Here is a 24,730-nt window from a genome sequence, read left to right as displayed (position 1 = left end):
CCGGCCGAGGCGGGAGGCTTACGGCGGCGCGGAGCGTCAGTTCGGATATGACCACGGTCACGCTCGTCGGTACGCGGCTCGCGGACGTCGGCCGCGAGTTCGTCTACGAGGGCGAATCGCCCGACTGCGAGGGGTGTCCCTACCGGGGACAGTGTCTCAATCTCACCGAGGGGACCCGGTACCGCGTGACGGGGATCCGCGAGAACGCGCAGACGCTCGACTGCGCCGTCCACGACGCGGGGGTCCGCGCCGTCGAGGTCGAGCCCGCGCCCGTCCCCGCCACCGTCCCGTCGAAGCGAGCGTACGCCGGGAGCAAGGCCTCCCTCGCGGGCCCGTGCCCGCACACCGAGTGTCCGAGCCACGGGTACTGCGTTCCCGACGGGGTCGACTTCGACGAGGAGCGCGTGATCGACCAGGTGCTCGGCGAGCCCCCCCACGACGAGTGCGCGCTCGACCGCGACCTGACGCTGGTGGAGTTCCGCGCCGAAGAGTGAGCAGGTGAACCGACCCGGGGTTCGACCGACTACAGCGCCGTGACCGCGTTCAGCGTGATCCGGATCGCGCGTTCGACGTTGTCCTTCGCTTTTTCCGGTAGTTCGTCGTCGGAGTCCGCGCCCTTCTGCGTGCCCGCGACGAGGTTGCCGTCGACGGTGCAGATGGCTCCCGCGCGCAGCCCCTTGCGCCGCGCGAGCGCGAAGACGGTCGCGGCCTCCATCTCGATCGCGAGCAGGTTCGCGTCGTTCCAGTCGTCGACGAACTCCTCGTCCTCGTTGTAAAAGGCGTCGTCGGAGACGATCGGACCGACGTGAATCTCCTCGTCGTTGTTCTCGGCCGCCTCGACCAGACCGGTGAGCACGTCGTAGTCCGGTACGGCCGGGTACACTTCATCTTCGTACCGCTTGCTCGTTCCCTCTTCTTTGGCCGCACCGGTCGCGACGACCATGTCGCCGACCTCCATGTCCGGCTGTAGCGCGCCGCAGGTGCCACACCGGAGGAACGTCTCGACGCCGACTCGGGAGAGTTCCTCGACGGCGATCGCGGCCGACGGACAGCCGATCCCCGTCGAGCAGATCGTGAGGTCGACGCCCTCGTAGCTCGCGTTGACGACCCGGTACTCGCGGTTTTCGGCGACGAGTTCGCTGTCGTCACACAGGTCGGCGATCCGGTCGACGCGGCCGGGGTCGCCCGGGATGATCGCGATCTCGTGTACGTCGTCCTCCTCGACCAGCAGGTGCGGTTGTTTCGCCATACGCGCGGAGACGCCCGCTCCGCGCAAAAGGGGACCGGTCGGGCGACGGTCCGACGGTCGACCTCACCGGCAGCCCCGACTGAGACGAGTTTCGTATAGCGGCATAAAATACATATCGGTCGATGTCTCCGCCATACGTGACTCGAATCCTCGGGTGATTCGCCAACCGAGAGCAGTTATCGCGACTGAGAGGTCGACGGAGGATTTTATACCCGCTCGCCGTCGACCTCTCATAATGCGCTTCAATCGCGACCGTCGGGGCCAGTCGGTCGTGGTCGGAACCGTGATCCTGTTCGGATTCTTGATCCTGGCGATCTCGCTGTATCAGGTCCAGATCGTTCCACAGGAGAACGCGCAGGTCGAGTTCGAGCACTTCCAAGAGGTCCGCAACGACATGGTCGATCTGCGGGCGGGAATCCTGCAGGCCGGAAGCACCGACCGGCGACAGTACCAGACGGTACAGCTCGGCACGACGTATCCGCCGCGGCTGTTCGCGATCAATCCTCCAGCGCCGAGCGGGACGATACGGACGAGCGACCCCTATCCGATCACGATCTCGAACGGAACCACAACGGAAACAGTTCCGACGCGATTCATCCAGTACCGGCCGGGCTACCACGAGATCGAGGACTCTTCGACGTGGTACGACGCCTCCGTGTTGTATCTCGACGCTCGCGGCGAGGGAGGCGAGGTCGCGGTGCTCGAAGACCAGAATCTCGTCAGCGACGGTAAGGTGCAGATCGTCGCCGTGCAAAACGAGTTCCGGCGAAGCGGCACCGGACAGGTGACGCTCGAACTCTACCCCGCTGAGAACGTCACAGAGACCATTCCCGACGGCAATCTCACCGTGACCGTTCCGACGCGGTTGAGCGGGAGTGCGTACTGGGACGACGCAGCGATCCCGAGCGACATCTACGGTGGCGTCACGAGCGACGCAAACGACGACGACGTGTACAACCTGACGCTTGAGACGACCGCTAACGACCTGACCGTGGACACGGTCGGGGTGCAGGAAGCACCCGAGGAGGCGACGCAGGAAGGTGACGGTGTTGGTGGTGGCGGAGACGGTGGCAGCGGAGGGGGTGGAACCGGAGATGGCAGCGATGGTTCAGACGGGGCCTCATTTGAGTCTTTGTCTGCAGAAGTGACACAGAGCAGTAGTTCTGGCATCGGCGAAGTTACCTTTGATTACCAGCTTTCAGAGGCCACATCCGGTGTTAGCTTTACAGTAACCGACGCTCGTGGAGTAACAAACACCGAGACGGGAAGCGGTAATACCGGAGAACAGACTCAAGAAGTCAGTATCGACAAATCCTCTGGTAATAACAGACCGGTTACAGTAACTGCAAATATCAATGGTGGTGGTTGCCAGACTGCTACACTCGAAGAGACTGATTCGACTGCGATATATCCCGGAGATTGGAATCCGTGCTAGTTTCTGCTGCGTTGTATAAAATAGAATTTCCACAATCGACGTAATCCCCATCGACACACCCATATGCCGGCCGCATGAACGACCGTGTATGACCGCAGTCGGCATCGACGGTGTCGGAATCTGGAGCGGAAACCTCAAACTCGACCTTCCGGGCACGTTCGCGCCCGAGAAGGGCGACGACCCGGAAAAATACACGAAGGGGCTCGGCCTCAACAACTCCTCGTTCCCGGACGTGTACGAGGACATCGTCACGATGGGCGCGAACGCCGCGAAGAATCTGATGGACCGCAAGGGGTTAGATCCCGCGGACATCGGGCGGATCGACGTCGCCACGGAGTCGGCGTTCGACCACTCTAAGCCCGTCTCGACGTACATCGCGGGGTGTCTCGAACAGGTGTACGACGGCGACTTCACCCACGCCAACAAGGGCGAGCGGAAGTTCGCCTGTCTCGCCGGCACGCAGGCGATAGACGACGCGTACAACTGGATCCGTGCGGGTCGGAACCGCGGGCGCGCGGCGCTCGTCATCTCGACGGACACGGCGCTGTACGAGCGCGGTGATCCCGGCGAGGCGACCCAGGGGGCCGGTGCCGTCGCGATGCTGATCGACGAGGACCCCTCGATCGTCGCGCTCTCCACGGATCAGGGGTACGGATCGAAAGACGAGACGGACTTCCTGAAGCCGAACCAGCAGTTCCCGAGCGTCGACGGCAAGCGCTCTGTGCAGGTGTACCTCTCTCGGATGCGCGAGGCGCTCGAAGACTACGAATCGGTCACGGACGACATCGAACTCGACGATTTCGTGTACGCTCCGTTCCACACGCCGTTCCCGGGGATGGTCCGGAAGGCGGCGCTTTTGGCGTACCGCCACGTCATTCGCGACTCCGAGTACGAAGACGAGCTCGCGGACGAGATCGGCCGACAGCCGCGTGAGGACGACTTCGCCGACCGCGAGTCCTACGAGGAGGCGATACGCGACTACATGGACGAACTGAAGCGCACCGAGCAGTACCAGTCGTGGTACGACACCGTCGTCGAACCGACGCTCGGTCTCTCACGCGAGGTCGGCAACTGGTACACGAGTTCCGTCCACCTCGCTCGCGTCAGCGCGCTGCGTGACGCGCTCGACCGGGACGCTGAGTTCGTCGACGACACCCTTCTCGTCGCCTCGTACGGATCCGGGGCGCAAGCCGAGATCCACGCCGAGACCATCCGCGAGGGGTGGCGGGCGGAGATCGAGGGGCTCGACATCGACGAGCAGCTCGCCGCCCGGTACGACCTCACGTGGAGTGAATACGAGGACGTTCACGACGTTCACGAGTACGACATGGACGTCGGCCGCGAGATAGAGGAGTTCACACAGCCGGAATCGGAGTTCGTGTTCACCGGCTGGGGGCGGATGAACGAGCGGAAGTACGAGTACGTCGAATAGCCGTATCCCCGTGAAAACGGGTCACACGACGCTTCTCGAATACGATGGGTTTAAACGACGTTAGGGTGAATCTCACTGCAATGGTAACCATCTACGACGTGCCGGCCGACGCCCTGATCGAGGCGGTCGCCGCACGGCTCGAAGACCGGATCGACGAGCCGGAGTGGGTCGAGTTCGCGAAAAGCGGCGCAGGGAAGGAACTGCCGCCGGAACAGGAAGACTTCTGGTACGTTCGCTCCGCGAGCCTGCTCCGTAAGGTCGCCCAGAACGAACCGATCGGCATCGAGCGACTCGCGACCGAGTACGGGAGCAAAAAGCGCGGCTCGAACCGTTATATCGTCCGCCCGGGCGAGCACGAAGGCGGCTCGCGCAAGCTCATCCGCGCGTCGCTGCAGGCGCTCGAAGACGAGGGTCTCGTGACGACTGCCGCCGGCGAGGGGCGACGCCTCTCCGACGACGGTGAGGCGTTCCTCACCGAGGTCGCGACCGAGGTCTTCGAGGACCTCGACCGTCCGGAACTCGAACGCTACGCGTAGATCGCCGATCGGTTTCTCTGCCGCGTTGACCGCCTAGCGGCGGCTCTCGGAGCTGTCGATATTCGTGCCTCTTAGTTGCAGAGCCGATGCCGATAATACACAATATTTCGCTATACCAAATATCAAGACCGTAGTTCGCATCAAGCCTCTCGCGAAGTCCGAGATACGTTTGTCCCCCGTTCTCGTGAATCTCACGGCCCTCGCCACGGTCCAGCGAAAACGCCGGAAGACGGCGAGGTTGACGTCGCTGATCTTCGCTGCTTCTTCCGAAACGGTCTGGTCGTCCGGATCGGTCGCCCCAGACTCGTCGTGGTACTGGAGCTTCCGTTCCGGGTCGCGAGGAATCGCAACACCGGCCTTCTGTACACTGAGGAGCGGCCGAGCCGTTCGACTGTCTCACGGATATCGGCGCTAGATCGCCCTGTTCAACTGCGCCAGAGTGTCGGCTGGTCGGGAACGGAATCGAACCCGAGCGAGCGACGGATTTCTGAGTGCTGCCGGAGAAACTCGGCGAGTGCCGTTTCGTGACCCAAGCCGAGATACCGTGTTGTCGCTGTCGAACGGAAGACATCGCGCCGAGAGACCGCAGTCGGTGCTCGGGGACACGTCTGCCGTTCCGGGCCGATGATATGACGTTCTCTCCGACGCTGACGTACGAACTCAGGTTTCCTCAGTTTCGGGGTCGTTCATAGACAGCAATCCCGTTGCCATCAGCCGTCGCGTGATCGCGACCAGCCCGTTGTCGAATCCGCGGCCGAAGACACCTTGTTCGTGCTCACGGCCGTCTGCCCTGGTTTCGGTGAACGAACTTATCAAGATTGCCTCACGATCGGCCAGTAACAGCCGACTGATTTCGGTATCGTCGTCTGGAAGCGGTGACCGGCTCAACCAGTCTAAACCCGAGACAAACACCTCGGTATCCGGAAGGGCATCCTGAATCGTGGTCCGGAGCTTTTCATCGACCGTCCCGATAAAGACGTTCACATCTCGTTCCTGGGCTGACCGCAGCTGTTCGGCCAGTTGCTCGGTGAAAATACTTTCGTGCCCGATCACGAGGATCAACTCCTCTGTCGCACCCTCAATCAACTGCCGTGTCCGGCTCGTAATGCCCTGATCGCCCGAGATAGACCAGACCTCGTGTGTGGTCTCTGTCGATTCTCCCTCGTCAGTTGGCTCAAGCCCGCCCAGGGCGTTCCGTAGTGACTCGGCCCGCTCGACGTACTCCGACTGAAGGGTGTTGACGGCCTCGTCGATCGAGACCGCTCGAAACACCTGCGGATTTGAATGCTGAGTCTCTACCAGTCCTTTCGATTCTAGCACGCGAATCGCGTCGTAGACGCGCGTGCGGGGCACTTCGGAAGTCTCGCTGATGTCCTTGGCCGTCCCGCGCTGGCGGCGTGCGAGCGCCACGAACGACTTGGCTTCGTACTCTTTGAGCCCGAGCTGTTGGAGCAGTTCTATCGCTTGGTCTTGATTTGAAACATCATCCATTGGTCCCAACCTCGACTGCTACCTTCTGGTTCGTGTCCCGGGTGTTTAGTACGTCGCACCGAGATTCGCGGTTGTCACCCAGTTTATCACAGAATTACGTTGATTCAGGGACTTCTGAACGTCCTAAAATAGGGACTACTCAGCTATTCACTCATTTAATCACAATACTTCTTTGTGCGGGTAGCACGGAGGGTAGAGTGGCGCGTAGTCGCAGAACTGGTCCCAACCTCTCTGTCGCTACGCGTCAAAAACCACCACACGTGGTGGTTTTCACGAAACTGGTGACGAGTGAATGTCCGGCGACCAATCCGACCAAGCACGACCCACGGCCGTCAAACAGCTCAAAGCGCTTGGCCTCAGTACTTACGCCGCCCGGACATTCGTCGCACTGGTCAGTCTCGGCGAAGGGACTGCTCAGGACGTGAGCGAAGTTGTCGATGTCCCCCGAACACGCGTCTACGACGCAGCTGACGAGCTTCAGAACCGCGGTCTCGTTGACGTAAAACAATCGAGTCCCAATCGGTATTGGGCCATTTCGACGGAGACGGCCGGCCGTCACTTCGAACAGGAGTACGACCACCGGGTGACGGTCCTCACAGACGCGCTCGACCAGCTTGCATCAGCGAATCGCAGCACTGAACAGCAGGGTGTCTGGACGGTAACCGGCCGGGACACCGTGACCGAACGCGTAGTGGATTTCATCTCGTCCGCTAATGAGGAGGTCGTGTACATGACTGTCGGAGAACTGCTGACCGACGAGGTCGCTGAATGCCTCTCGACCGCCAACGACCGTGGGGCCTCGATTCGGCTCGCAGAGATGGAACAACCCGTCGAAACCCGGCTCGAACAGAACGTTCCTGACGCGCAACTGTTCGAATCGGTGTGGGACTGGTCGGATACGCCTGCTGGTCGCCTCCTCATGGTCGATCGGGATAAGACGCTCGTGAGTGTGCTCGTCGACGGGAATGGTGAACATCCCCCCGAATCGCGCGATGAAACCGCTATTTGGGGCGCGGGTCAGACGAATAGCCTTGTCGTAGTGCTGAAAGCGCTGTTCACCTGGCAGCTCGACAACAATCGAGACTCCTAAAATAAATAGTAACTCAGATAATCACAACAAGATTATAAATATCCGGGTTCAATATGAGTCACCATAACTCATGGTAGTTGCTCCCGCTGTCGCTTCTTCCGTAACAACCGGTGATAGCTAATGGATGACGACACGAACAGCGTTGACGACTCGGAGCCCTCCGACCAGGCCGAGGGCACAGGTGCGAAATCCACGGCGGTTCGTGACAACTGGACGGATCGGGACCAACCCTCTATGATGATCGTCGAAGCGGTGGCTGCGGCCACTAACCGGCCCACGACGGAGCTTCCACCGCTGCAGAAGACTCTGGATGTGGATGCACTCAACACACTTCTCAACGGACAGCCATCATCAGTAACGGTCTCCTTCCGGTACGCCGACACCACCGTCTCGGTGAGCGAGAACGGAAGCATAGAAGTCCACACCAATGGAGACCCCGGAAGAGAGGACAACGAATAGTTCTACGACCTGCCGAACGAGGGTGGTTAGGAGACAGACGGTGGTATATCTTCCCGATGATCGTCGATAGCTTGAGCAGATCGAGAACCTCTTGGAACTCTCGGGCTCGACGAACGGTTCCCTGGCCGGTGTCGTACTCGATCACGCTTGCTTCCTGTAACTTCGGCAGGTGAACGTGGTGGAGCTCGATACGTCGATGTTCTACAGAACCGTACCGTCCGGGTGGAATGAATCCGCCCCTCGCAGGTGCTGTGTGAGTTGATCGACAGTCGTCCCGTCGGTTGTGTCAGCCACCCGGCGGAGGATCTGTCGTCGCTGCTGGTTGGTCAGCAGCTCTAGTGCTGTCTCGGTCGACATCCGCTGTTCTGAGTTGCTCATGAGTAGTTCCACCATGTCCAGTCGGGACATCGGCTCGCGAGAACATGGACGAGATATTTCACATATCTAACGGATACATATGTCGTTGACCCGAATCCTCAAAGTGTGCGGGCGGTTCGGGATGTGTCTGGGTGAATTTGGGGAGAAAATGATCTCAAGACCGTATGCATTGAGACGGCCAGTCTCAACGTCTGTCTAGGGCGCGGCGATCGCCTAGCGGCGGGCAGCGGATCGGTGCGGGTGACCCGCTATCCGGTGTTTTTCATGCCGGCAGCGATACCGTTGACGGTGAGCCGAAGGGTCCGTTCCTCCTCATCGGTGCGGTCGCTGCGGCCGAGGAGGCTCACCTGCAGCAGGTTCAACGGATCGACGTACGGGTTTCGACGGCCGAGGCTCTCTTCGAGCCACTCGCGGCGGAGCAGCTGGTCGCGCCCGCTGATGGCGAGGACCAGTTCGCGGCCGCGCTCGTACTCGCCGACGAGTTCCGGGAAGAACCGCTCGCGGAGGTCGTCGTCCGCGAGGTCGGCGTACTCCGCGGCGATCTCGGGCTCCGTACGGGCGAGCGCGAGCCCGGCGTTGTCGAGAGTCGTCTGGAAGAACGGCCACTCTTCGTACATCTCGCGGAGCGTGGCGAGTCCGCTCTCCTCACCGACCGCATCGAGGTACGCGTCGATGCCGGAGGCGAGCGAGTACCAGCCGGGCAGGATGAGCCGCGTTTGCGTCCACGAGAACACCCACGGGATCGCGCGCAGGTCCTCGACGGTGCGCTCGCCGGAGCGGGAGGCGGGCCGCGAGCCGAGGTTCAGGTCCTCGACGACCGATATCGGCGTCGCCTGTCCGAAATACGAGACGAATCCGTCGCTGTTCAAGAGGTCCCGGTACGTCTTCCGGGCGGCGGGAGCCATGATCTCCATCGCGTCGACCCACCGCTCGGGTACGTCCTCCGTGGGCTCGGCGGTGGCTTCGTGGCGCGCACGGATCTGCGCGTCGAGCATCTGTTCGAGTTCGCGCTCTGCGATCCGCGGATTGGCGTACTTCTCGGCTATCGCCTCGCCCTGCTCCGTGAACTTCACCTGTCCGGTGACCGTCTCGTTGGGGAGCGCGAGCAGCGCCTCGTTCATCGGACCGCCGCCGCGCGAGATGGAGCCGCCGCGGCCGTGGAACAGCCGAAGGGTGACGTCTTCGTCCCTGCAGAACCGCGCGATCCGACGCTGGTTCTCGTAGAGGTCCCAGTTCGCGGCGAGAAAGCCGTTCTCCTTGTTGGAATCGGAGTAGCCGAGCATGACCTCTTGTACGTCTCCGCGGGCGTCGAGCGCCGCCGCGTACGCGTCGTTGTCGAACAGGCTCCCGAGGATGCGCTCGGCGCCGTTGAGCGCCGATTCGGTCTCCAAGAGGGGAACGACGTCGAGCCCGCAGTGATCCGGTAGCGAGACGACGCCGACCTGATCGGCCAGGAAGAGCACTTCGAGGACGTGACTCGGCTCTTCGGTCATCGAGATGCAGTAGGTGTCTATCGCCTGTGCGCCGTACTCGTCTTGCCACTCGGCGAGCGCTTCGAACCGTCGGATCACCCGCTCCGTCGTCTCCGAGACGTCGCCGGGATCGTCGGCGTCGATGACTCCGTCCTCCTGTAGGATGGCCTCGGTGAGGAACGCCTGACGGTCGGCTTCGTCCATCTCGCGGTAGTCGACGCCCTCCGCGGCGACCGCCTCAGCGACGGCCTCCGTGTGGTTCTCGCGGTGGTCACGGAGGTCGAGCGACGCGAGCGTGAGGCCGAAGGTGTCGACCTGTCGACGTAGCGGCTCGACGAACGACTCGCGGACCGCGTCCTGTCCGTCGGCAGCGAGCGACTCGACGATGACGTCGAGGTCGGCGAGGAAGGCGTCGCTGTCGGGGTATCCGCCCGGACGCACGTCGTCGATACGGTCGAGCCGCTCGCGCATCAGGCGGAGCTTCTGTCGGTACGGCTCGTCGGGGTATCGCTCTCGCGCCTCCTCGACGACCGTCGGGAACCGTTCGGCGTCGTCGGCGAGCGACCGCGTGAGCGCGTCATCGACCGCGTATCGCTCGCCGTCCTGACTCAACACGGCCGAGAGCCGCTTACACTGGTCGCGGTACTTCTCGACGGCGACCTCGCGTTGGCGTGCGAGCGTCTCGTCCGTCACCTCGGGCGTGACGAAGGGGTTTCCGTCCCGGTCGGAGCCCGCCCACGAGCGGAACTCGAAGAGCTTGGGACAGTCCACGTCGTCGTACTCCTGTGATATCGTTTCCTCGAACTCCTCGTATGCGTCGCCCACGACGTCGAAGAGCGTGTTTTCCAGATACCACTGGACGTTCCGGGCCTCGTCTTCCGGCTCCGGTGGCCGTTGCCGCACCTGCCGGGTGCCCCAGAGGCTCGTCACCTCGGCGGTGACGTCGCGCCAGATCGCGTTCCGCTCGCGCTCGGTGAGGTTCCGCTCGTCGAGCTCCCCGAGGTGGTTCGCGATCGAACGAAGCTTCGATTTGACCGTGGACCGGCGCGCCTCGGTCGGATGCGCCGTGAACGTCGGCTCGATGAGCACGTCGGCGAGGAGGTCTTCGAGCTCTGCCGGCTCGACGTCTTGCGCCGCGAACTCGGCGATCGTGGCTTCGAAGGAGTCGTGCAGGGCCCCCTCGTCGTCGGCGTTCCGGATGGCGCGCACCCGCTCGCGCTCTTCGGCGAGGTTGATCAGTTCGAAGTAGGTCGTGAACGCCCGAGCGACGATGCCCTCGCGGACTTCGGAGAGGTCGTCCACCCGCTCGTGGAGACGGTCGCGGTCCGGCGCGTCGCCGCGGCGGTAGTCGATCGCGGCGTTGCGTAGCGCTTCCACCGTCTCGTACGCCTCCGTCGAGGCCTGCGCGGCGAGCACGTCTCCCACGAGTGCACCGAGCTCCCGGACGTCCGTGCGAACGTCTCTGTTGTGCAACTTCATACCACAGTCACTACCGGTCGAGTCTGGTAAAACCCGCGGTATTGACAAATGTTTGCCTCGGAATCGAGTGAATATCCACATCGATCGTGCGATCCCGAGAGGACGCGTATCGAAGGGACCGCGGCTCACCGGTGCGTGCTTCGACGCGATTCCCGCTCCGGTGGAGGGTTCGTCACCCTTTTTACCGGGCCAGCCCGAACACCGTCTATGAGCCAGTCCGACAAGTATCCGGCCGAGTCCGGACGGCGGCGCTTCGTCAAGGGCGTCGTCGGCGGCGCGGCCCTAGCGGGGGTCGGTGCGATGGGGTCGGCGACAGTGAACACGCTGACGACGGCCGGCGGCGTCGGCGGGGGATCGACCACCGCGATGACGATCCGTCAGACCGGCGGTCCGGCACCGCGCGGGCTCCCGCAGATCCCGCTGCAGGTGACAGACGACGGGTACATCGAGGGTATCTGGCCCGAGACGACGACGATCACCCAAGAGGGTCAGGAGGTCGAGGTCGCACAGGAAGAGCTGGGTGGAAAGACGTACTCCGGCGCGTGGTTCCAGTACTGCGGCGTCGAGTCCCAAGAGAACATCCAGCCCGGGTTCGAGTCCGACAACCTGTTCCGCTCGGCGAGTTCGCCGCCGTACACGTGGCAGTCCGACACGTACTCGGCGGGCGACCGGATCCACGTCGACGACTTCGACGACTACGACGAGTGGGGCAACGGGATCGGCAGCAGCGGCGTGGGCAAGCCGGCGAACGTCACGTGGCGGTCACAGGACACCGACGCCAGCCTGAACGTCATCGTGGTGCGGTCGCCGCAGATCGAGGAGGCCGCACAGAACGACGAGTGGCTGCAGGCCTCGACGGATCAGGGATTCCTCGCGTACCTCAACGTCTGTACCCACTTCTGTTGTATCCCCGGGTACAAGGTGCTCGAAGAGTCCGCCCGCTACGGCGCGGCCGACGGGACGTACTGCGTCTGTCACCAGTCGACGTACGACCCGTTCACCCTCGAAGAGGCGCTGTTCGTCGCCCGGCCCCGGCCGGAGTAACGGCCGATTCGACCGCCCGCCGCGCTTTTCCCCCGACTCCCCGTACGAGACGCCATGAGCGACGACCCTCCCGATCGGTCCGACGACGCCGACGAGACAGACGACGCCGACGAGAGCGACGATCCGTTCTCCGCCGAACTCGACCGCGCCCGCGAGCTCCTCGACCCGGAAGGGGTCGACGCCCTCCACGTCGGGGTCGTCCGCGACGGGGAGGTCGACACGACGTTCGCGCAGCGCGACGGCGAGGACGCGAACGAGGAGGGGCTCCGCGCGCTCGCGCTGCTCGCGGCACACGTCCGTCTCGTCGCGAACGAGGCGGGAGTCGATCCCTCCACGGTCGCCGGCGACGCCGCGACGCTCGCGGGACAGGTCGAACGGATCCCGGCGAGCGCGGACGAACTCCCGGAGGAGTGAGTTCGCGGAGCCGAGCGCCCCCGCGGTCGGACCGCTCGCCGACCTACTCGCTCGCGCGGATCCGCGCGAGCTGGTGGACGATGCCGGCGACCGCGACCAGAAGCACAGCGAGGTTGAACGCCGCGAGCGCGATGGGCTGGTACGCCGGATCCAGCCACGTCCGGATCGCGGTCCCGGCCTGTCCGTAGAAGCTCCATCCGGCGACCAACGCGAGCAGGACGAGCGCGGCGAGTCCGACCCGATCGAGGATCGCGCGGAGACGGTCCGTGCCGAGGCGGTCGAGCCCCGATTCGTCGGACGAGTCCGGTCCGCCGGCGTCGGTCCGGCCCGATCTGCGGCTCGCGTCGCCGCGGGCTGTTCTGTCGTCGGCTGCGTCGTCGGCTGTCGTGTCTGTCATGGTTCTCGTAGGGTCCGTCCGGTCGCTCGATTCGCGGTTCGGGGAATCGCCCGCATCGGCCCCGGTCGACGGGTCGTCGCCGGCTGGTCGGTCGTCGGCCGTCATCGCCGCCTCCGTGCGACCAGCGCCGCGCTCGCGAGGGCGATAAGCGCGACGACGGGGCCGAATCCGGGCGTCGAGTCGTCCGTGCCCCCGCCGTCGTTTCCGCTCTCCGGCCTCTCGGCGACGCCGTCTTCGCCGGCGTCGCGCTCGAAGTCTTCGACGGCGAACTCGACCTCCTCGACGGTCTCGTCCGCGCTGATCGTCTCTCGGGGGTTCAGGTTGGCGACCCCCTGCGTCTCGTCGATGAGGACGTCGTCGCTCCACAGCGCGCCGTCGACGTAGTAGTTGTAGTTCGCCGGCACCGTCGCGGTGACGGTGACGGTGTCGGTTCGGCCGGGGCGCACCGACCCCACCGTCTCCGCGGCGTCGGCGGCGACCACGTTCGACTCGGCCTGCCGCATCAGCACGCGGAGTTCGAGCGGGTCGGACGCCTCGTCGCCGCGGTTGGTCACGGAGAGCGACACGGACAGCGTTGCGGTCTCGGAGTCGGCCTCGCTGACGCTGACGGCGACGGTCGGCCAGACCCGCCCGTCCGTGAATCCGACCGGCGAGTCGGCGTACTCGGGCGTGAGCGCGCTCAGGCCGCTGACCCGCGTCGTCTGGCTCGTGCGGCGCTCGCCGTCGGCGAACACCACCGTCTCGATCCGGTAGCCGCCGGCGCGCTCGACGTCGACGGAGCCGTTTATCGTCCGTTCGCCGCCGCCGTCGACCTCGCCGACGTCGACCGTCGTCTCGTCGACGAGGAGACCGGACTCCGCGCCGATCGCGCGGTGCCGAACGGTGACGTTCTCGACGGGCGGACCCCGGTGTCGGAGGTCGACGCCGAGCCGAAGCTCCGCCGTCTCGCCGCGGACCTCGCCGGGAGAGACGACGGTGTCGACGATGCGAACGTGGCCGGGGCGCTCGTCGTCCGACCGCGGGTCGGCGAGCGCGTCCGGCGCGGCGACGGCCCCGATCGCGGTGACGAAGAGCAGGGCGACCGCGGCCGCCAGGAGGGCAGTTCGAGTGTCCATACTCGACACGTCAAAACGGCGGCATATATGCTTTGTCAGGTGTCTCGCGCTGACGTGCGAAGCGCCCGACAACTCGGTTCCGGACCCGACGCCTCAGAGGACCCGATACCGGCCGCCGGACTCCGAGAGGTCTCCACGCCGCGTCAGCTTGTCGAGGATCTCCCGGGCGGTCTCCGCGGGCACTCCGTGATCGGCCGCGCGCTCCACGACGACCGCCTCGGTGGGATCGTCGGCCTCGTCGACGGCAGTGCGGACGACGTCGGTACGGCTCTGCGAGCCCGAACTCCCGCCTTCAGCGCGGGCTCCGGCCTCGGCGACCGCGTCCGCGTCGACCCCCGACGCTTCGAGGTACTCCTCGTCGTCGACGCCGGCGTCCGCGGCCGCGCGTTCCAGTTCGGAGACGTGCGCCACGTCGGCGAACGCCGCGCTCTCGCCGCGCTTCTTCGCGAGCAGCGCGGCGCGGGCCTCGCGGGCGGCCTCGCGGTCCTCCGACTCGAAGAAGCGCTTGAGCTTCGCCGTTCGATGGGTCTTCTGACAGCGCGGACAGGTCGCGCTGTCGCTCGTCTCGGGGTCGGAGAGCAGCCACATGGCCGCACACTCGTTGCAGCCGACGACCGCGTACATGGCTCCGGGTTCGGCGGGATCGGATTTGAACCCTCGGTCGCGGACGCGGCCGTGAGCGCGAACCCGGACGCGGCGACTCGCCGCCGCCACTGCCTCACACCCGGATCTCGATGAGCAGATCCGACTCGGGCGAGTCGCCCATGGTCTCGCGGACTCGGTCCCACGAGAGGTCGACGCGAGCGGTCACGGCCTCGGCCGCGATCGCGCCGCAGGCGTTGCCGACGAGGAGCGGCACCTGATAGTCGCGGGGGTCGTGGGAGAACCCGCCGTCGGTCACCTCGGGGTCTCGGAGGGCCGCGCCGAGGAAGCCGGCGGCGAACGCGTCGCCCGCGCCCGCCGTGTCGACCGGATCGACGTCGAACCCGGGGTGAGAGACGTCGCCGTGGGGCGTTCGGATCGTCGCCCCGTCGCTGCCGAGCTTGATCGCGACGACGCGGTCGTCCGGTTCCCACGGGTCGATGTCGGTCGACGCCGCGAGCGCGTCCGCCTCGCGGTCGTTCACGAAGAGCACGTCGGTCGCGTGGAGCGCGGCGTCGAACTCGCGGTCGCCGGCGCGTCGACCGGGGTCGAAGCTCCGCGTCGCGTCCGCCTCGCCTGCCGCCGTCGCCAGCGCTGCGGCGGTCCCCGGCTGTTGGCCGGTGAGGTGGAGGTGATCGGCCGCTCGGAGCGTGTCCGGGTCGAACTCGGCCGCGGAGAACGACTCGTTCGCGCCGTCGTTCGCCAACATCAGCAGTTCGCCCTCGCCGTCGACGATGACGTACTTCACCGAGGTCGGCTCGTCGGCGGCGACGAGCACCTGCCCGGGGTCGACGCCGGCGCTCGCCAGTTCCCGGAGCGCCAGCGCGCCCGACTCGTCGCCGCCGACGCTCCCGTAGACGACCGACTGTCCGCCGAGGCCGACGAGGCCGACCGCGACGTTCGCGGCGCTGCCCCCGCCCGACTGTTCGAGCCGCTCGATGCGGGTCTCGCCGTCGGGCTCCGGCAGCTGGTCCACGTGGATCGTCACGTCCCAGTTGATGTGGCCCGCCGAGACCACCTTCGGGACGCGGTCGGCCGATTCGGGCTCTAAGTCCGGGTCGGCGGCGGGTTCGGGTTCGTCAGCGGCGCGGTGGTCGGGGTCGCCGGTGGGGTGCTGGTCGGACCCCTCGGTTGAGCCGGCGTCTCCGACCGTCTCGTCACCGTCAGTGGAGCCGGCGTCTCCGACCGAGCCGTCGCTGTCGGTTTCCCACTCTGCGACCTCCTCGTCCCACTCCGCCACTTCTGCGTCCCAGTCGTTTCCGCCACCGTCGCTCTCGTTGCCGCGTTCGTCCTCGCCGTTCATGGCTCTGCCCACGGCTTTTCGGCTCCCTCGCCGAACAGCTCTCGCATCAGCGTCACGATGCTCTCGGGGGGAAACTGTCCCTGTTCGGTGACGATCGCGTCCATGTACCGCGGCGGCGTCACGTCGAACGCCGGGTTCTCGACCGCGACCTCGCCGATCGCCTCGCGGGCGTCGGCGTCTATCACCTCGCTCTCAGACCGCATCTCGATCTCGACGGTGTGGCCCGTCAGCGTCTCCGGGTGGAGCTTGATGGTCTGGGCCGCGGTCATGATCGGGACGCCGCGCTCGCGGGCGTTGACGGCGAGTCCGGACGTTCCGATCTTGTTGATCACGCCGCCGTCGGCCGCGATCGAGTCGGCTCCGACGAGGACGTGATCGACCTCGTCGAGGTACCGGCGCGCCGCCGAGTCGACGATGAGGGTGACGGGGACCCCGGCGTCCCGCAACTGCTCTGCGGTGAGGTGGCCCTGCTGGCGCGGACGCGTCTCCTTGACGACCGCCGATATCGACTTCCCCTGTTCGACGGCCGCCTCGATACACGCCAACGCGTCCGTCGAGTGGCAGTGCGTCATCACCGTGTCGCCGTCGGCGAGGCGGTTCGCGCCGACGCGGCCGAGGTCTTCCTGTGCCCGGTCGAGCTGTCGGACGAACGCCTCGCTCGCGTCGACGACGCTCCGGCGAAGCGCCTCGACCGAGTCGCCCTCCATCCGCTGGAGGACGTACCGGAGGGCGTTGGGCAGCGACACCGCGGTCGGGCGGGTCTCGCGGAGGGTTCGCGACGCCGCCCGCATCGACGCGCGGAAGGCCGGTGGGTCGTCCGCGTGCGCCGAGGCCGCCTCGCGCGCCTGCTCGGCGAGCGCCTCCGCGGCCGCCGAGGCGATCGTCGCCGCCCCGCGGACCTCCATCGTCGCGATCGAGTCGGCGGTCTCCCGCACCGCGGCCGCCGGTTCCGTGTCGGTCATACCGATCCGGTAGCTCGCCCGGTATTTATAAAATCGGGCGACGAGCGCGACCCCGAGCGGCGGGCAGCTACTCGCCGCCGCCCGGCTGCTGTCCGTACCCCTCGAACCGCTCCTCGACGGCCGCCAGCTGCTCGTCGGTGAGGACGTGCGGATCGCCGACCGACGACGCGCGGAGGTAGAGCCGGCAGAGGTCCTCGACGTGACGGGTGTTCTCGACCGCGGTCTCCACGTCGGGGCCGGTGACGACGAGCCCGTGGTTGGCGAGGATCGCGGCGTCGGAGTTCGCCTCGGCCATCGCGCCCACGACGTTCGCCGCCAGTTCCTCCGTGCCGAACGGGGCGTAGTCGGCAAGCGGGACTTCACGGCCGACGGCGACGATCATGTAGTGGATCGGCGGCAGCTTTCGATGGAGCGTCGCCATCGTCGTCGCCCACGGCGAGTGGGTGTGGACGATCGCGCCCGGTCGGTCGTGATTGTAAATACCCGTGTGCATCGGGACCTCGCTCGACGGGGCCATCCGCCCCGCGAGGCGCTCGCCGGAGAGCGAGACGACCGGCACGTCGGTCGCGTCGAACGAGTCGTACGGGACGCCGGTGGGCGTGACCGCGAGCGCGTCGCCGTCGCGGACGCTCAGGTTGCCGGTCCGGCCGGGCGTTAAGTCGGCGAGCGCCGGCGCGTACTCGACGACCGCCTCGCGGGCGGCGCGCAGGCGGTCGGGGTCCGCCGCGGGGCGATCGCGGGTCAAAGCGCCACCTCGTGAAGCTCGTCGAACGCGTCCAGTCGAACGTCCGGCCGCCGCGGCTCGTCGATCTCGGCGTCCGGCGGTGCGTCGCCGTCGGCGACGAAAAGCGCCGTGTCGATGCCGAGGGCGTTCCCACCGCCGATGTCGGCTCCGAGGTTGTCGCCGACCACGAGGGCGTCGCTCGGTCGGCAGTCGAGCGACGCGAGCGCCGTCGTGAACGGGAGCGCGCTCGGCTTCTCGCGTCCGACCTCCTCCGAGGTGACGAGCCGGTCGATCCGGTCGTCGATCCCCAGCCGCGCGAGCTTCCGTAACTGGACGCGGGTCGTGAGGTTCGTGACGACGGCCACCGCTACCCCGGCGTCCGCGAGCGCGTCGAGGGTGCGCTCGACGCCGTCACAGAGACGCATCGCGTCCGCGTATCCGTCCCAGTAGGCGTCGCCGACCGCGAGCGCGGTCTCGGAGTCGTGTTCGTCCGCGTGCGCTCTGAGGGCTCGCTTGAAGTAGATGTGCCGGGAGTGAGAGGCCGCCGTGCCGCCGGTTTCGCGCTTCGCCTCTCGGCGACCCGCCGCGTACAGGTCGTCGAACGCCTGCCGGTCCATCTCGTACCCGCGCTCGCGGAAGGCCGCGAGCGCCGCCCGCTTGCCCGCCTCGTTGCACGGCGCGTACGGGTACAGCGTGTTGTCGAGATCGAAACAGACCGCCTCGTAGCTCATGACTCCCCTCGACGCGGCGGCGACTTAAGACTGATTAGGCCGCGAAACTCCCCGGCGAGGGGCGATCTCCGACCCGATTCCGGTACAACGGCTCACGGATCGCTCGGCGGGGAGCGCGTGCGCCGTCGAGACGAGTTTCACGACCCACTCGGTGTCTGTGTCTGATACCCCGTGAAAGTCGATGATAATTAAATTAAATTATAACAGATTTTCTCCCGGATTGCGTTACGATTTCGAGCTGTTTATCCGTATATAGCCACAATTTGTTATTGTAATGGCCGAAGCCAAAACGACTCTCGAAACGAGCACCGCGCGACTGAAAGACACTCCCCGACCCGAAGACCTCGACGCAGCGACCAGTCCGGCCGCGCGCCTGCTCGCGTGGCTGCGCGCCTGATCGGCGTTCACTTCTTCCACGTTCGTCGCAAAACTGAGCCGATTCGGTCCGCTCTCCGCGACGAACCCGTGCTCGCTGCGCGCGACTGGTAGGCTTCGAACCGCGCCGTCCGGCTCTGTTGAAATCCTCAATCGGTGATATATTCTTACAGCCGTGCTGAATGCAGAGCGGGAATGCAGCATGAGATCAATGTAAATTCTCGTTGGTTAGTACATTCCTTGTGGACGAACTGTGACTAAAGCGCTCGTTTGACTCTACGAGATGATTTTCACGGCGCTCTACATTGTTCGGACTACGATGAATCGACAGGACATTCTGGTGGTCGTCGCTGTGGTCGTAGTCGTTGGTGGGATTGGGGTTGGTAGCGGTCTCGCTTTCGGCGGAAGTGGTCTGGGGGGGTTTGATAATCCTCTCGCCGACGCTGAAAAACCGCCGGCGTTACTACACTTCGAATCAGCTGGTGCTCAATGCACTGACGATTTTGTGGCGAACAGTTCTACCTCAGTCGTTGCGGATACAAACACGAAAATCACCTATTCTCAAAATGTCTCCCTGCCGGGTCCCTCGTACGCGATAGGAGGCCCAACATTCGAACGGATGAATGAGTCCACCTACGTCCTCAACGTGCCGATAGAGGAGACGGAGAAAGCACCGCGGACGTGTTCAGGTGTCGCCCGCTATAATGGAACCATGAGAATTCCCGCGGGTGAAGACCCGTGGCAACTAATTATCAAACACGACGGTGAGAGAGTTACGATGCTATACGGTAACTCGAATAGATCCGCTTTCGGCGGATCTGCGGGTGTGGGGCAAAGTGTTTCAGGGTCCGAAAACACCTCGAATTCCACTACACGACGGGAGTAACCACTATCCGATAACCGCTGACTAGTACTGTCTCAATGATTCGCTGATTGGTTCATGCTCTGTATCTCGCACGCCGATCCTATCAGATACTAAGGATTTCAACAGAGCCCGCCGTCCGTACCTACGGTTCGCGGATTGCTCGCCGCAGGAAGTGGGCTCGGGCGGGTTCGAACCGCCGACCTCAGCCTTGTAAAGGCCGCGTCATGACCAGCTAGACCACGAGCCCCCACCGTTTGAACCGGTCGAGAGCGGAAAACGGTTTCTTTCTCCACCGCGAACCCCGTCCGTGCGCCGCCGTGCCCTCAAGATCGCCGCGGCCGCCTCCGCCCTCACCCTCATCGTTGCCCTCGCGGTCGCGGTCGATCCGACCCTCCTGATCGCGGGGTACGAGACGACGACCGTCGAGGCGGTCGACGGGGAGACGAACGCCTCGCTCGCGACCGTCGAGGCCCGTGTCGCCGACGGGTTCGTGAAACGGTACGTCGGGCTCTCCGCGACAGACGACCTCCCCGGCGACCGCGGCATGCTGTTCGTCCACGGCGACACGGCCGAACGCGCCTACGTGATGCGCGACATGGCGTTCGGGCTCGATATCCTGTTCGTCGCCGCCGACGGGACGATAACCGTGATCCACGAGGCGGAGCCGGAAGCTCGGCCGTTCACTCGGTACCGCGGCACGGGGCAGTACGTCCTCGAAGTGCCGCGCGGCTGGAGCGATCGCCACGGCGTCGAGACCGGCGATCGGCTCGTCTTCGAGGCCGCGTAGTCCGGCTGATGGCCGCGTCCAGAGCGCCTCGGTCGGCGACGAAACCGATTTCCCCCTCGCAGGCGTCCGCCCGAGCATGACCGGTCTCCTCCGGCGGATCGCGTGGAACCTGCGACACCGCTGGCGGCGGGTGTTCGCCCTGCTCGTGCTCGGCGGCGGCGTCGCGGCACCCCTCCTCACCGGCGTCTGGTGGACCCTCCCGCTCGTCTGGTTCTTCGGCCTGTTCGTCGCGCTTCCCGTCTTCCATACGCTCACGAAACCCCTCCCCGACGCGGGCGGCGATCCGCGGAGCGGACACGCCGACTCCCTCGACCCCGCGCTCGACGCGCTCCGCGAGCGCTACGCCCGCGGCGAGATAGACGGCGACGAGTTCGAGCGGCGACTGGATCGGCTCCTCGAAACCGAGGACGCAGAGACCGCAGACGGCGTCCGACAGACCGGCGACGGCCTTACCGACCGCGTCCGCGAGGGCGTTAGACGCGAGATAGAGCGGGCCCGCGAGTGATGTCGAGCGTCCTGACGTTCCCGGTTCGCGGGTCGCCCCGAGTCGACGCGCTGCTCGTCGGCGGCGGGCTCCACCTGCTCGCGGTGTGGGTTCCCCTGCTTCCGTTCGTCGCCGTCGCCGGGTACCTCTCTCGGGTGCTCGCGGCGACCGCGGAGACAGAGTCGCACGTCGATCCCGAGCGGCCGGGATGGCGGCCGGTCGGCGCGCTGCTCCGCGACGGGCTCCGCGTCGCCGTGACGACGGTCGGCTACCTCGCGGTTCCGGTCGTCCTCCTCGTCGTGACGCTCGGCGGTCCGCTCGAAGGGTTCGACCCGACAGGCACGACTGACGGCCTTCTGTTCACGGTGGGATCGACGGTCTCGACGCTGCTCGCGGCCGCGATCTGCTATCCGCTCCCGGCGGCGCTCGCCGCGGTCGCCCGCGAGGGGAAGCTGCGCGCGGCGGTGAATACGACGCTCGTCGGCGCGGCCGCACAGGACGCCGGCTACCTCGTCGCGACCCTGCTCGCCGCCGGCGGGCTCGGCCTCACCGCCGCGGCGTACGGACCGCTGAACAGGGTCGCGCTCGGCTTCTTCTGTCTGTTCTACGTCGAGGTCGTCGCCGCCGCCGCGGTGGGGAAAGCGACCGGTCGCGCGTGGCGACGCCGCGGCGTCTGAGCGGTTCGCGAGGAGCGCGCTCGACGGGCTCGGCGAGCGTGAGTGTGAAGAGAGTGACAGCTAGGCGTGAGTTGAGGGGAGCGACAGCGGGCGACGACCGCGGTTAGACGCGCGCGTCGTCCAGTTCGGCGTCGTCGAGCGAGCGGTTGTGGAGCGCGTCGCCGGAGTCGCCGTCGAACACGTGGATCGCGTTCTCGGGGATCGAGACGATCACGTCCGTCCCGCTCTCGATCCGGCGGAGTCCGTTCACGGTCGCGACCAGTTCCGGTCCGTCGGCGAGCGAGAGGTGAACGACGTTCTCGTCGCCCATCGGTTCGACCACGGTGACGGTCGCGTCGAACGCGTGGTCGCCGGCTGCGTCGCCGCCGCTGGCGTCCGCGCTCGCGTCGACGGACAGGTCCTCGGGCCTGATTCCGAGCGTCACGTCGGCGGCGTCGGCGACCGCCTCACCGACCTCGTCGCCGAGCGGGTAGCGGAACCCCCCGTCGACGAGCGTCGCGTCCTCGGTCGCACAGTCGATGAAGTTCATCGACGGCTCGCCAATGAACCCGGCGACGAACTGGTTCGCGGGGCGGTGGTACGCCTCGAGCGGCGTCGCCACCTGCTGGAGTTCGCCGGCGTCGAGGATGGCGATCCGGTCGCCCATCGTCATCGCCTCCGTCTGGTCGTGCGTGACGTAGACGGTTGTGGTGTCCAGATCGGCCTGCAGCTGCTGTAACTCCGTTCGCATCTGCGAGCGGAGCTTCGCGTCGAGGTTGCTGAGCGGCTCGTCCATCAGGAACGCCTTCGGCTCGCGAACGATGGCGCGGCCGAGCGCGACGCGCTGGCGTTGCCCGCCGGAGAGCGCGCCCGGCTTCCGGTCGAGGAGCTCCGTGATATCGAGGAGTTCGGCCGTCTCGTCGACGCGACCGTCCATCTCCTCGTCGCTGAGGTCGGTCGACTCCTCTAATCCGAACCGCATGTTCTGGCGGACGGTCATGTGCGGGTACAGCGCGTAGCTCTGGAACACCATCGCGATGTCCCGCTCCGCCGGCCCCTGCTCGTTCATGCGATCGCCGTCGAGACGGATCTCGCCGTCCGTGATCGATTCGAGCCCGGCGACCATCCGGAGCGTCGTGGACTTCCCGCAGCCGGACGGGCCGACGAGGACGAGGAACTCCCCGTCCGCGATGTCGACGTCCACGTCGTCTACAGCGAGGACGGAACCGTCCCCCTCGCCGAATCGCTTCGTCACCGAGTCGAGTTCGAGTCGTGCCATTATGAGTCACCTGCGACGCCTTTCGCGAACTGTTCACCGAAGAGGACGTACACGACGAGCGTCGGTAGCGCCGCGACGAACGCCCCCGCCATCTGGAGGTTGAACTGCTGGACGAACGACCCCTGCAGCTGGTTCAACGCGACCGTCACCACCTGGTTGGACGGGTTGCTGACCAGCACGATGGCGAACAGGAGATCGTTCCATATCTGCGTGAACTGGTAGATGAGCGTCACGGCGAAGATCGGGACCGAGAGCGGCAGGATGATCCGCCGGTAGATCGTCGCCGCCGACGCCCCGTCGAGCCGCGCCGCCTCCAGCATCTCGTCGTCGATCGTCGCGTAGTACGAGCGGAACAACACCGTACAGATCGGGATCCCGTAGGCGACGTGGGTGATGCTCAAGTTTATCAGCCCCTCGTTGTCGGCGACGAGCGCGAGCGGGATCCGGCCGCCGAGGTCGACGAACGACCAGAACTGCGTCAGCGGCACTAACACCGCCTGATACGGGATGAACACGCCGGCGACGAACAGCACGAGCACGCCGATCTGTCCGCGCCAGCTGAGGTTCGTCAGGCCGTAGGCCGCGAGCGACCCGAAAAGCGCCGAGAGCACCGTCGCCGGCACCGCCATCAGCGCGCTGTTCAGCAGGCCGTTCGAGAGCCGATCGAACGCGGTCCCCCACGCGGAGAGGGTGAACTCGCCGAGCGGCGGGAGCGCGAACGGCGTCGTCGTCCGGAACCCGTCAGGCGTCTTGAACGCGGTCATGAACCCGGATTCGAGCGGCGCGAGGTAGAACGCCACGAGCGCGAGCAGCACCGCGTACAGCGCGACGCGCGAGCGGTCGAGGCCCGCGATCGTCGTCTGGAGTCTGTCGGCTGCGCTCATAGCTCACCCCGCCGGTACTGCACGTAGAGGTACGGCCCGATCACGCCGAGCGTCATCGCGAAGAGCACCATCGCGACGGCGGAGCCGTACGCCCACTGGATCCGGTCGAAGGCGACGCGGTACATCATCACGGAGAGGATGTCCGCCGACTGTCCGGGGTTGACGCCGAACAGCACGAACAGGAAGTCGAACGCCTTGAGCGCGAACACGACGAGCACGACCGCCGCGGACATCGTGGAGGCCCGCAGCTGCGGGATGATCACGCGCCAGTAGAGCTTGATCGTCGACGCGCCGTCGATGCGGGCGGCCTCGTACTGCGACTCCGGTATCGCGCGGAGCCCCGCGAGGTACACGACCATGCAGTACCCCGAGAACTGCCACATCAGCGCGAAGATGATCGCCGCCAGCTTGAACTGCGGGTCGGCGAGCCACGCCTGCGTGAACGCGTCGAGGCCGACCCCCCGCAGCGCCTCGTTGATGAGCCCGTTCGTGGGGTTGTACATCCACGACCAGAAGATCGCCGTGACGACGAACGAGAGGCTCATCGGCAGCAGGTAGATCGTCCGGAACGTGTTCTCGATCCGGATCTTCTGGTCGACGAGGATCGCCACGAGCAGCCCGAGGATAAGCGAGAGGACCGTGAACGCGAGGAGCAACACGAGCGTGTTCCGGAACGCCGCGGTAAACGACGGGTCCGAGAGCAGCCGCGCGTACATCTCCGTCGACAGCGACGAGTAGTCGGGGCTGCCGAGCCCCTCCCACCCGGTCAGCGAGATGACGAAGTTCCACGCGATGGCCCCGTACACGAAGAAGAACACCAGGAGCGCCGGCGGCCCCCAGAACGGGAGCGATTCGAGGAACCGGCTGCGACGGAGTCGACCGAGCGCGGACGCGTCGTCTCCGACGGCCGCGGTCGTCGCGTCGCTCGCGCCGTCGGTGACGGTGCCGCCGTCGGTCCGGACGGACGGCTCCTCGCGGCGTGGTGACTCGTCGGTGTCGGACGACCCTTCGTCGCGCGTCAGCGCCGCAAAAATCCGTGAAGCCATC

27 protein-coding genes and 1 tRNA gene are annotated in these 24,730 nt (G+C 65.8%); 13 read left to right on the top strand and 15 right to left on the bottom strand.

Annotated features, from left to right (window positions below; translation table 11 throughout):
• The first annotated feature begins 47 nt into the window (after nucleotides 1-47).
• Complete coding sequence (locus NO930_RS01620; protein ID WP_256402270.1) at nucleotides 48-494, top strand: UPF0179 family protein; 447 nt, start codon at nucleotides 48-50, stop codon at nucleotides 492-494.
• Nucleotides 495-523: 29 nt separating this feature from the next.
• Here NO930_RS01620 and NO930_RS01615 read toward each other — a convergent pair whose 3' ends face one another.
• Entirely contained in the window at nucleotides 524-1,249 is a 726-nt protein-coding gene (locus tag NO930_RS01615; RefSeq protein ID WP_256402269.1) for a guanosine phosphorylase, read from the bottom strand.
• Between the two features lie 235 nt (nucleotides 1,250-1,484).
• On the opposite strand from NO930_RS01615, the gene NO930_RS01610 reads away from it, so the two are divergent.
• From NO930_RS01610 to NO930_RS01600, 3 genes are all read left to right on the top strand, one after another.
• A complete protein-coding gene (locus tag NO930_RS01610; RefSeq protein ID WP_256402268.1) occupies nucleotides 1,485-2,684 on the top strand; it encodes a hypothetical protein in 1,200 nt (399 codons plus the stop codon).
• An 88-nt stretch (nucleotides 2,685-2,772) separates the two neighbouring features.
• A complete protein-coding gene (hmgB, locus tag NO930_RS01605) occupies nucleotides 2,773-4,116 on the top strand; it encodes a hydroxymethylglutaryl-CoA synthase (protein WP_256402267.1) in 1,344 nt (447 codons plus the stop codon).
• A gap of 80 nt (nucleotides 4,117-4,196) precedes the next feature.
• Complete coding sequence (locus NO930_RS01600) at nucleotides 4,197-4,652, top strand: 30S ribosomal protein S19e (protein ID WP_049983536.1); 456 nt, start codon at nucleotides 4,197-4,199, stop codon at nucleotides 4,650-4,652.
• 660 nt (nucleotides 4,653-5,312) lie between these two features.
• Here NO930_RS01600 and NO930_RS01595 read toward each other — a convergent pair.
• Nucleotides 5,313-6,143 (bottom strand): TrmB family transcriptional regulator, encoded by an 831-nt coding sequence (locus NO930_RS01595; protein WP_199242181.1) that lies wholly within the window; start codon nucleotides 6,141-6,143, stop codon nucleotides 5,313-5,315.
• A gap of 292 nt (nucleotides 6,144-6,435) precedes the next feature.
• Here NO930_RS01595 and NO930_RS01590 point away from each other — a divergent pair, with 292 nt between their 5' ends.
• Together NO930_RS01590 and ddfA are read left to right on the top strand one after the other, a co-directional pair.
• A complete protein-coding gene (locus tag NO930_RS01590; RefSeq protein WP_137783085.1) occupies nucleotides 6,436-7,233 on the top strand; it encodes a TrmB family transcriptional regulator in 798 nt (265 codons plus the stop codon).
• A 120-nt stretch (nucleotides 7,234-7,353) separates the two neighbouring features.
• Nucleotides 7,354-7,692, top strand: a complete 339-nt coding sequence (ddfA, locus tag NO930_RS01585; protein ID WP_256402266.1) for a DdfA family disk-determining factor — start codon at nucleotides 7,354-7,356, stop codon at nucleotides 7,690-7,692.
• 201 nt (nucleotides 7,693-7,893) lie between these two features.
• Here the strand turns inward: ddfA and NO930_RS01580 are convergent, their stop codons facing one another.
• Both NO930_RS01580 and ppc read right to left on the bottom strand, forming a co-directional pair.
• On the bottom strand, nucleotides 7,894-8,070 hold the full coding sequence (locus NO930_RS01580; RefSeq protein WP_256402265.1) for a hypothetical protein: 177 nt from the start codon (nucleotides 8,068-8,070) through the stop codon (nucleotides 7,894-7,896).
• 248 nt (nucleotides 8,071-8,318) lie between these two features.
• Nucleotides 8,319-11,021, bottom strand: coding sequence for a phosphoenolpyruvate carboxylase (gene ppc, locus NO930_RS01575; protein ID WP_256402264.1), 2,703 nt, complete (start codon nucleotides 11,019-11,021; stop codon nucleotides 8,319-8,321).
• A gap of 207 nt (nucleotides 11,022-11,228) precedes the next feature.
• Between ppc and NO930_RS01570 the strand changes: the two genes are divergently transcribed.
• Nucleotides 11,229-12,065 (top strand): Rieske (2Fe-2S) protein, encoded by an 837-nt coding sequence (locus NO930_RS01570; RefSeq protein ID WP_256402263.1) that lies wholly within the window; start codon nucleotides 11,229-11,231, stop codon nucleotides 12,063-12,065.
• Nucleotides 12,066-12,119: 54 nt separating this feature from the next.
• Nucleotides 12,120-12,479 (top strand): DUF8113 family protein, encoded by a 360-nt coding sequence (locus NO930_RS01565; RefSeq protein ID WP_256402262.1) that lies wholly within the window; start codon nucleotides 12,120-12,122, stop codon nucleotides 12,477-12,479.
• Between the two features lie 43 nt (nucleotides 12,480-12,522).
• On the opposite strand, the gene NO930_RS01560 is transcribed toward NO930_RS01565, so the two are convergent.
• The 7 genes from NO930_RS01560 to NO930_RS01530 all read right to left on the bottom strand — a co-directional run bounded on the left by NO930_RS01560 (nucleotide 12,523) and on the right by NO930_RS01530 (nucleotide 18,353).
• Nucleotides 12,523-12,981: a DUF8060 family membrane protein gene (locus NO930_RS01560; protein WP_137783671.1), complete on the bottom strand. Its 459-nt coding sequence runs from the start codon at nucleotides 12,979-12,981 to the stop codon at nucleotides 12,523-12,525.
• Nucleotides 12,978-13,991 carry a DUF7490 domain-containing protein gene (locus NO930_RS01555; protein ID WP_256402261.1) on the bottom strand — a complete coding sequence of 338 codons (1,014 nt, stop codon included), beginning with the start codon at nucleotides 13,989-13,991 and terminating at the stop codon, nucleotides 12,978-12,980. Before NO930_RS01555 ends, NO930_RS01560 begins: the two co-directional genes overlap by 4 nt.
• A gap of 93 nt (nucleotides 13,992-14,084) precedes the next feature.
• On the bottom strand, nucleotides 14,085-14,615 hold the full coding sequence (locus NO930_RS01550; RefSeq protein ID WP_256402260.1) for a DUF5817 domain-containing protein: 531 nt from the start codon (nucleotides 14,613-14,615) through the stop codon (nucleotides 14,085-14,087).
• A gap of 94 nt (nucleotides 14,616-14,709) precedes the next feature.
• The gene (locus NO930_RS01545; protein ID WP_256402259.1) at nucleotides 14,710-15,936 is read right to left on the bottom strand and encodes an ATP-dependent ribose-1-phosphate kinase; all 1,227 of its coding nucleotides are present in this window, start codon (nucleotides 15,934-15,936) and stop codon (nucleotides 14,710-14,712) included.
• Nucleotides 15,933-16,898, bottom strand: coding sequence for a ribose 1,5-bisphosphate isomerase (locus tag NO930_RS01540; protein WP_256402258.1), 966 nt, complete (start codon nucleotides 16,896-16,898; stop codon nucleotides 15,933-15,935). The genes NO930_RS01545 and NO930_RS01540 overlap by 4 nt, the downstream gene beginning before the upstream one ends.
• Nucleotides 16,899-16,965: 67 nt before the next feature.
• Complete coding sequence (locus NO930_RS01535; RefSeq protein ID WP_137784267.1) at nucleotides 16,966-17,643, bottom strand: ribulose-1-phosphate aldolase; 678 nt, start codon at nucleotides 17,641-17,643, stop codon at nucleotides 16,966-16,968.
• Complete coding sequence (locus NO930_RS01530) at nucleotides 17,640-18,353, bottom strand: ribulose-1,5-bisphosphate 5-phosphatase (RefSeq protein WP_256402257.1); 714 nt, start codon at nucleotides 18,351-18,353, stop codon at nucleotides 17,640-17,642. Before NO930_RS01530 ends, NO930_RS01535 begins: the two co-directional genes overlap by 4 nt.
• Before the next feature lie 274 nt (nucleotides 18,354-18,627).
• Between NO930_RS01530 and NO930_RS01525 the strand changes: the two genes are divergently transcribed.
• Nucleotides 18,628-18,750 carry a hypothetical protein gene (locus tag NO930_RS01525; protein ID WP_256402256.1) on the top strand — a complete coding sequence of 41 codons (123 nt, stop codon included), beginning with the start codon at nucleotides 18,628-18,630 and terminating at the stop codon, nucleotides 18,748-18,750.
• A 297-nt stretch (nucleotides 18,751-19,047) separates the two neighbouring features.
• Nucleotides 19,048-19,614 (top strand): hypothetical protein, encoded by a 567-nt coding sequence (locus NO930_RS01520; RefSeq protein WP_137783838.1) that lies wholly within the window; start codon nucleotides 19,048-19,050, stop codon nucleotides 19,612-19,614.
• Between the two features lie 152 nt (nucleotides 19,615-19,766).
• Here the strand turns inward: NO930_RS01520 and NO930_RS01515 are convergent.
• Nucleotides 19,767-19,840: transfer RNA gene (locus NO930_RS01515), tRNA-Val, on the bottom strand.
• A 60-nt stretch (nucleotides 19,841-19,900) separates the two neighbouring features.
• On the opposite strand from NO930_RS01515, the gene NO930_RS01510 reads away from it, so the two are divergent.
• The 3 genes from NO930_RS01510 to NO930_RS01500 all read left to right on the top strand — a co-directional run bounded on the left by NO930_RS01510 (nucleotide 19,901) and on the right by NO930_RS01500 (nucleotide 21,541).
• Nucleotides 19,901-20,380 (top strand): DUF192 domain-containing protein, encoded by a 480-nt coding sequence (locus NO930_RS01510; protein ID WP_137783839.1) that lies wholly within the window; start codon nucleotides 19,901-19,903, stop codon nucleotides 20,378-20,380.
• 76 nt (nucleotides 20,381-20,456) lie between these two features.
• The gene (locus NO930_RS01505) at nucleotides 20,457-20,885 is read left to right on the top strand and encodes an SHOCT domain-containing protein (RefSeq protein WP_256402255.1); all 429 of its coding nucleotides are present in this window, start codon (nucleotides 20,457-20,459) and stop codon (nucleotides 20,883-20,885) included.
• Nucleotides 20,885-21,541: a DUF4013 domain-containing protein gene (locus NO930_RS01500; protein ID WP_256402254.1), complete on the top strand. Its 657-nt coding sequence runs from the start codon at nucleotides 20,885-20,887 to the stop codon at nucleotides 21,539-21,541. The genes NO930_RS01505 and NO930_RS01500 overlap by 1 nt, the downstream gene beginning before the upstream one ends.
• A gap of 103 nt (nucleotides 21,542-21,644) precedes the next feature.
• On the opposite strand, the gene NO930_RS01495 is transcribed toward NO930_RS01500, so the two are convergent.
• The 3 genes from NO930_RS01495 to NO930_RS01485 are packed head-to-tail and all read right to left on the bottom strand — an operon-like array spanning nucleotide 21,645 to nucleotide 24,729.
• Complete coding sequence (locus NO930_RS01495) at nucleotides 21,645-22,799, bottom strand: ABC transporter ATP-binding protein (protein WP_256402253.1); 1,155 nt, start codon at nucleotides 22,797-22,799, stop codon at nucleotides 21,645-21,647.
• A complete protein-coding gene (locus NO930_RS01490) occupies nucleotides 22,799-23,683 on the bottom strand; it encodes a carbohydrate ABC transporter permease (protein WP_137784007.1) in 885 nt (294 codons plus the stop codon). The genes NO930_RS01495 and NO930_RS01490 overlap by 1 nt, the downstream gene beginning before the upstream one ends.
• Entirely contained in the window at nucleotides 23,680-24,729 is a 1,050-nt protein-coding gene (locus NO930_RS01485) for a carbohydrate ABC transporter permease (RefSeq protein WP_137784006.1), read from the bottom strand. Before NO930_RS01485 ends, NO930_RS01490 begins: the two co-directional genes overlap by 4 nt.
• Nucleotide 24,730: the final 1 nt, after the last annotated feature.

Origin of the sequence: Halorubrum salinum, from assembly GCF_024494575.1 — an archaeon.
Taxonomy (GTDB): domain Archaea; phylum Halobacteriota; class Halobacteria; order Halobacteriales; family Haloferacaceae; genus Halorubrum; species Halorubrum salinum.
The sequence above is the reverse complement of the archived record's forward strand: the minus strand, read 5'-3'. Positions and strand labels throughout refer to the sequence as shown.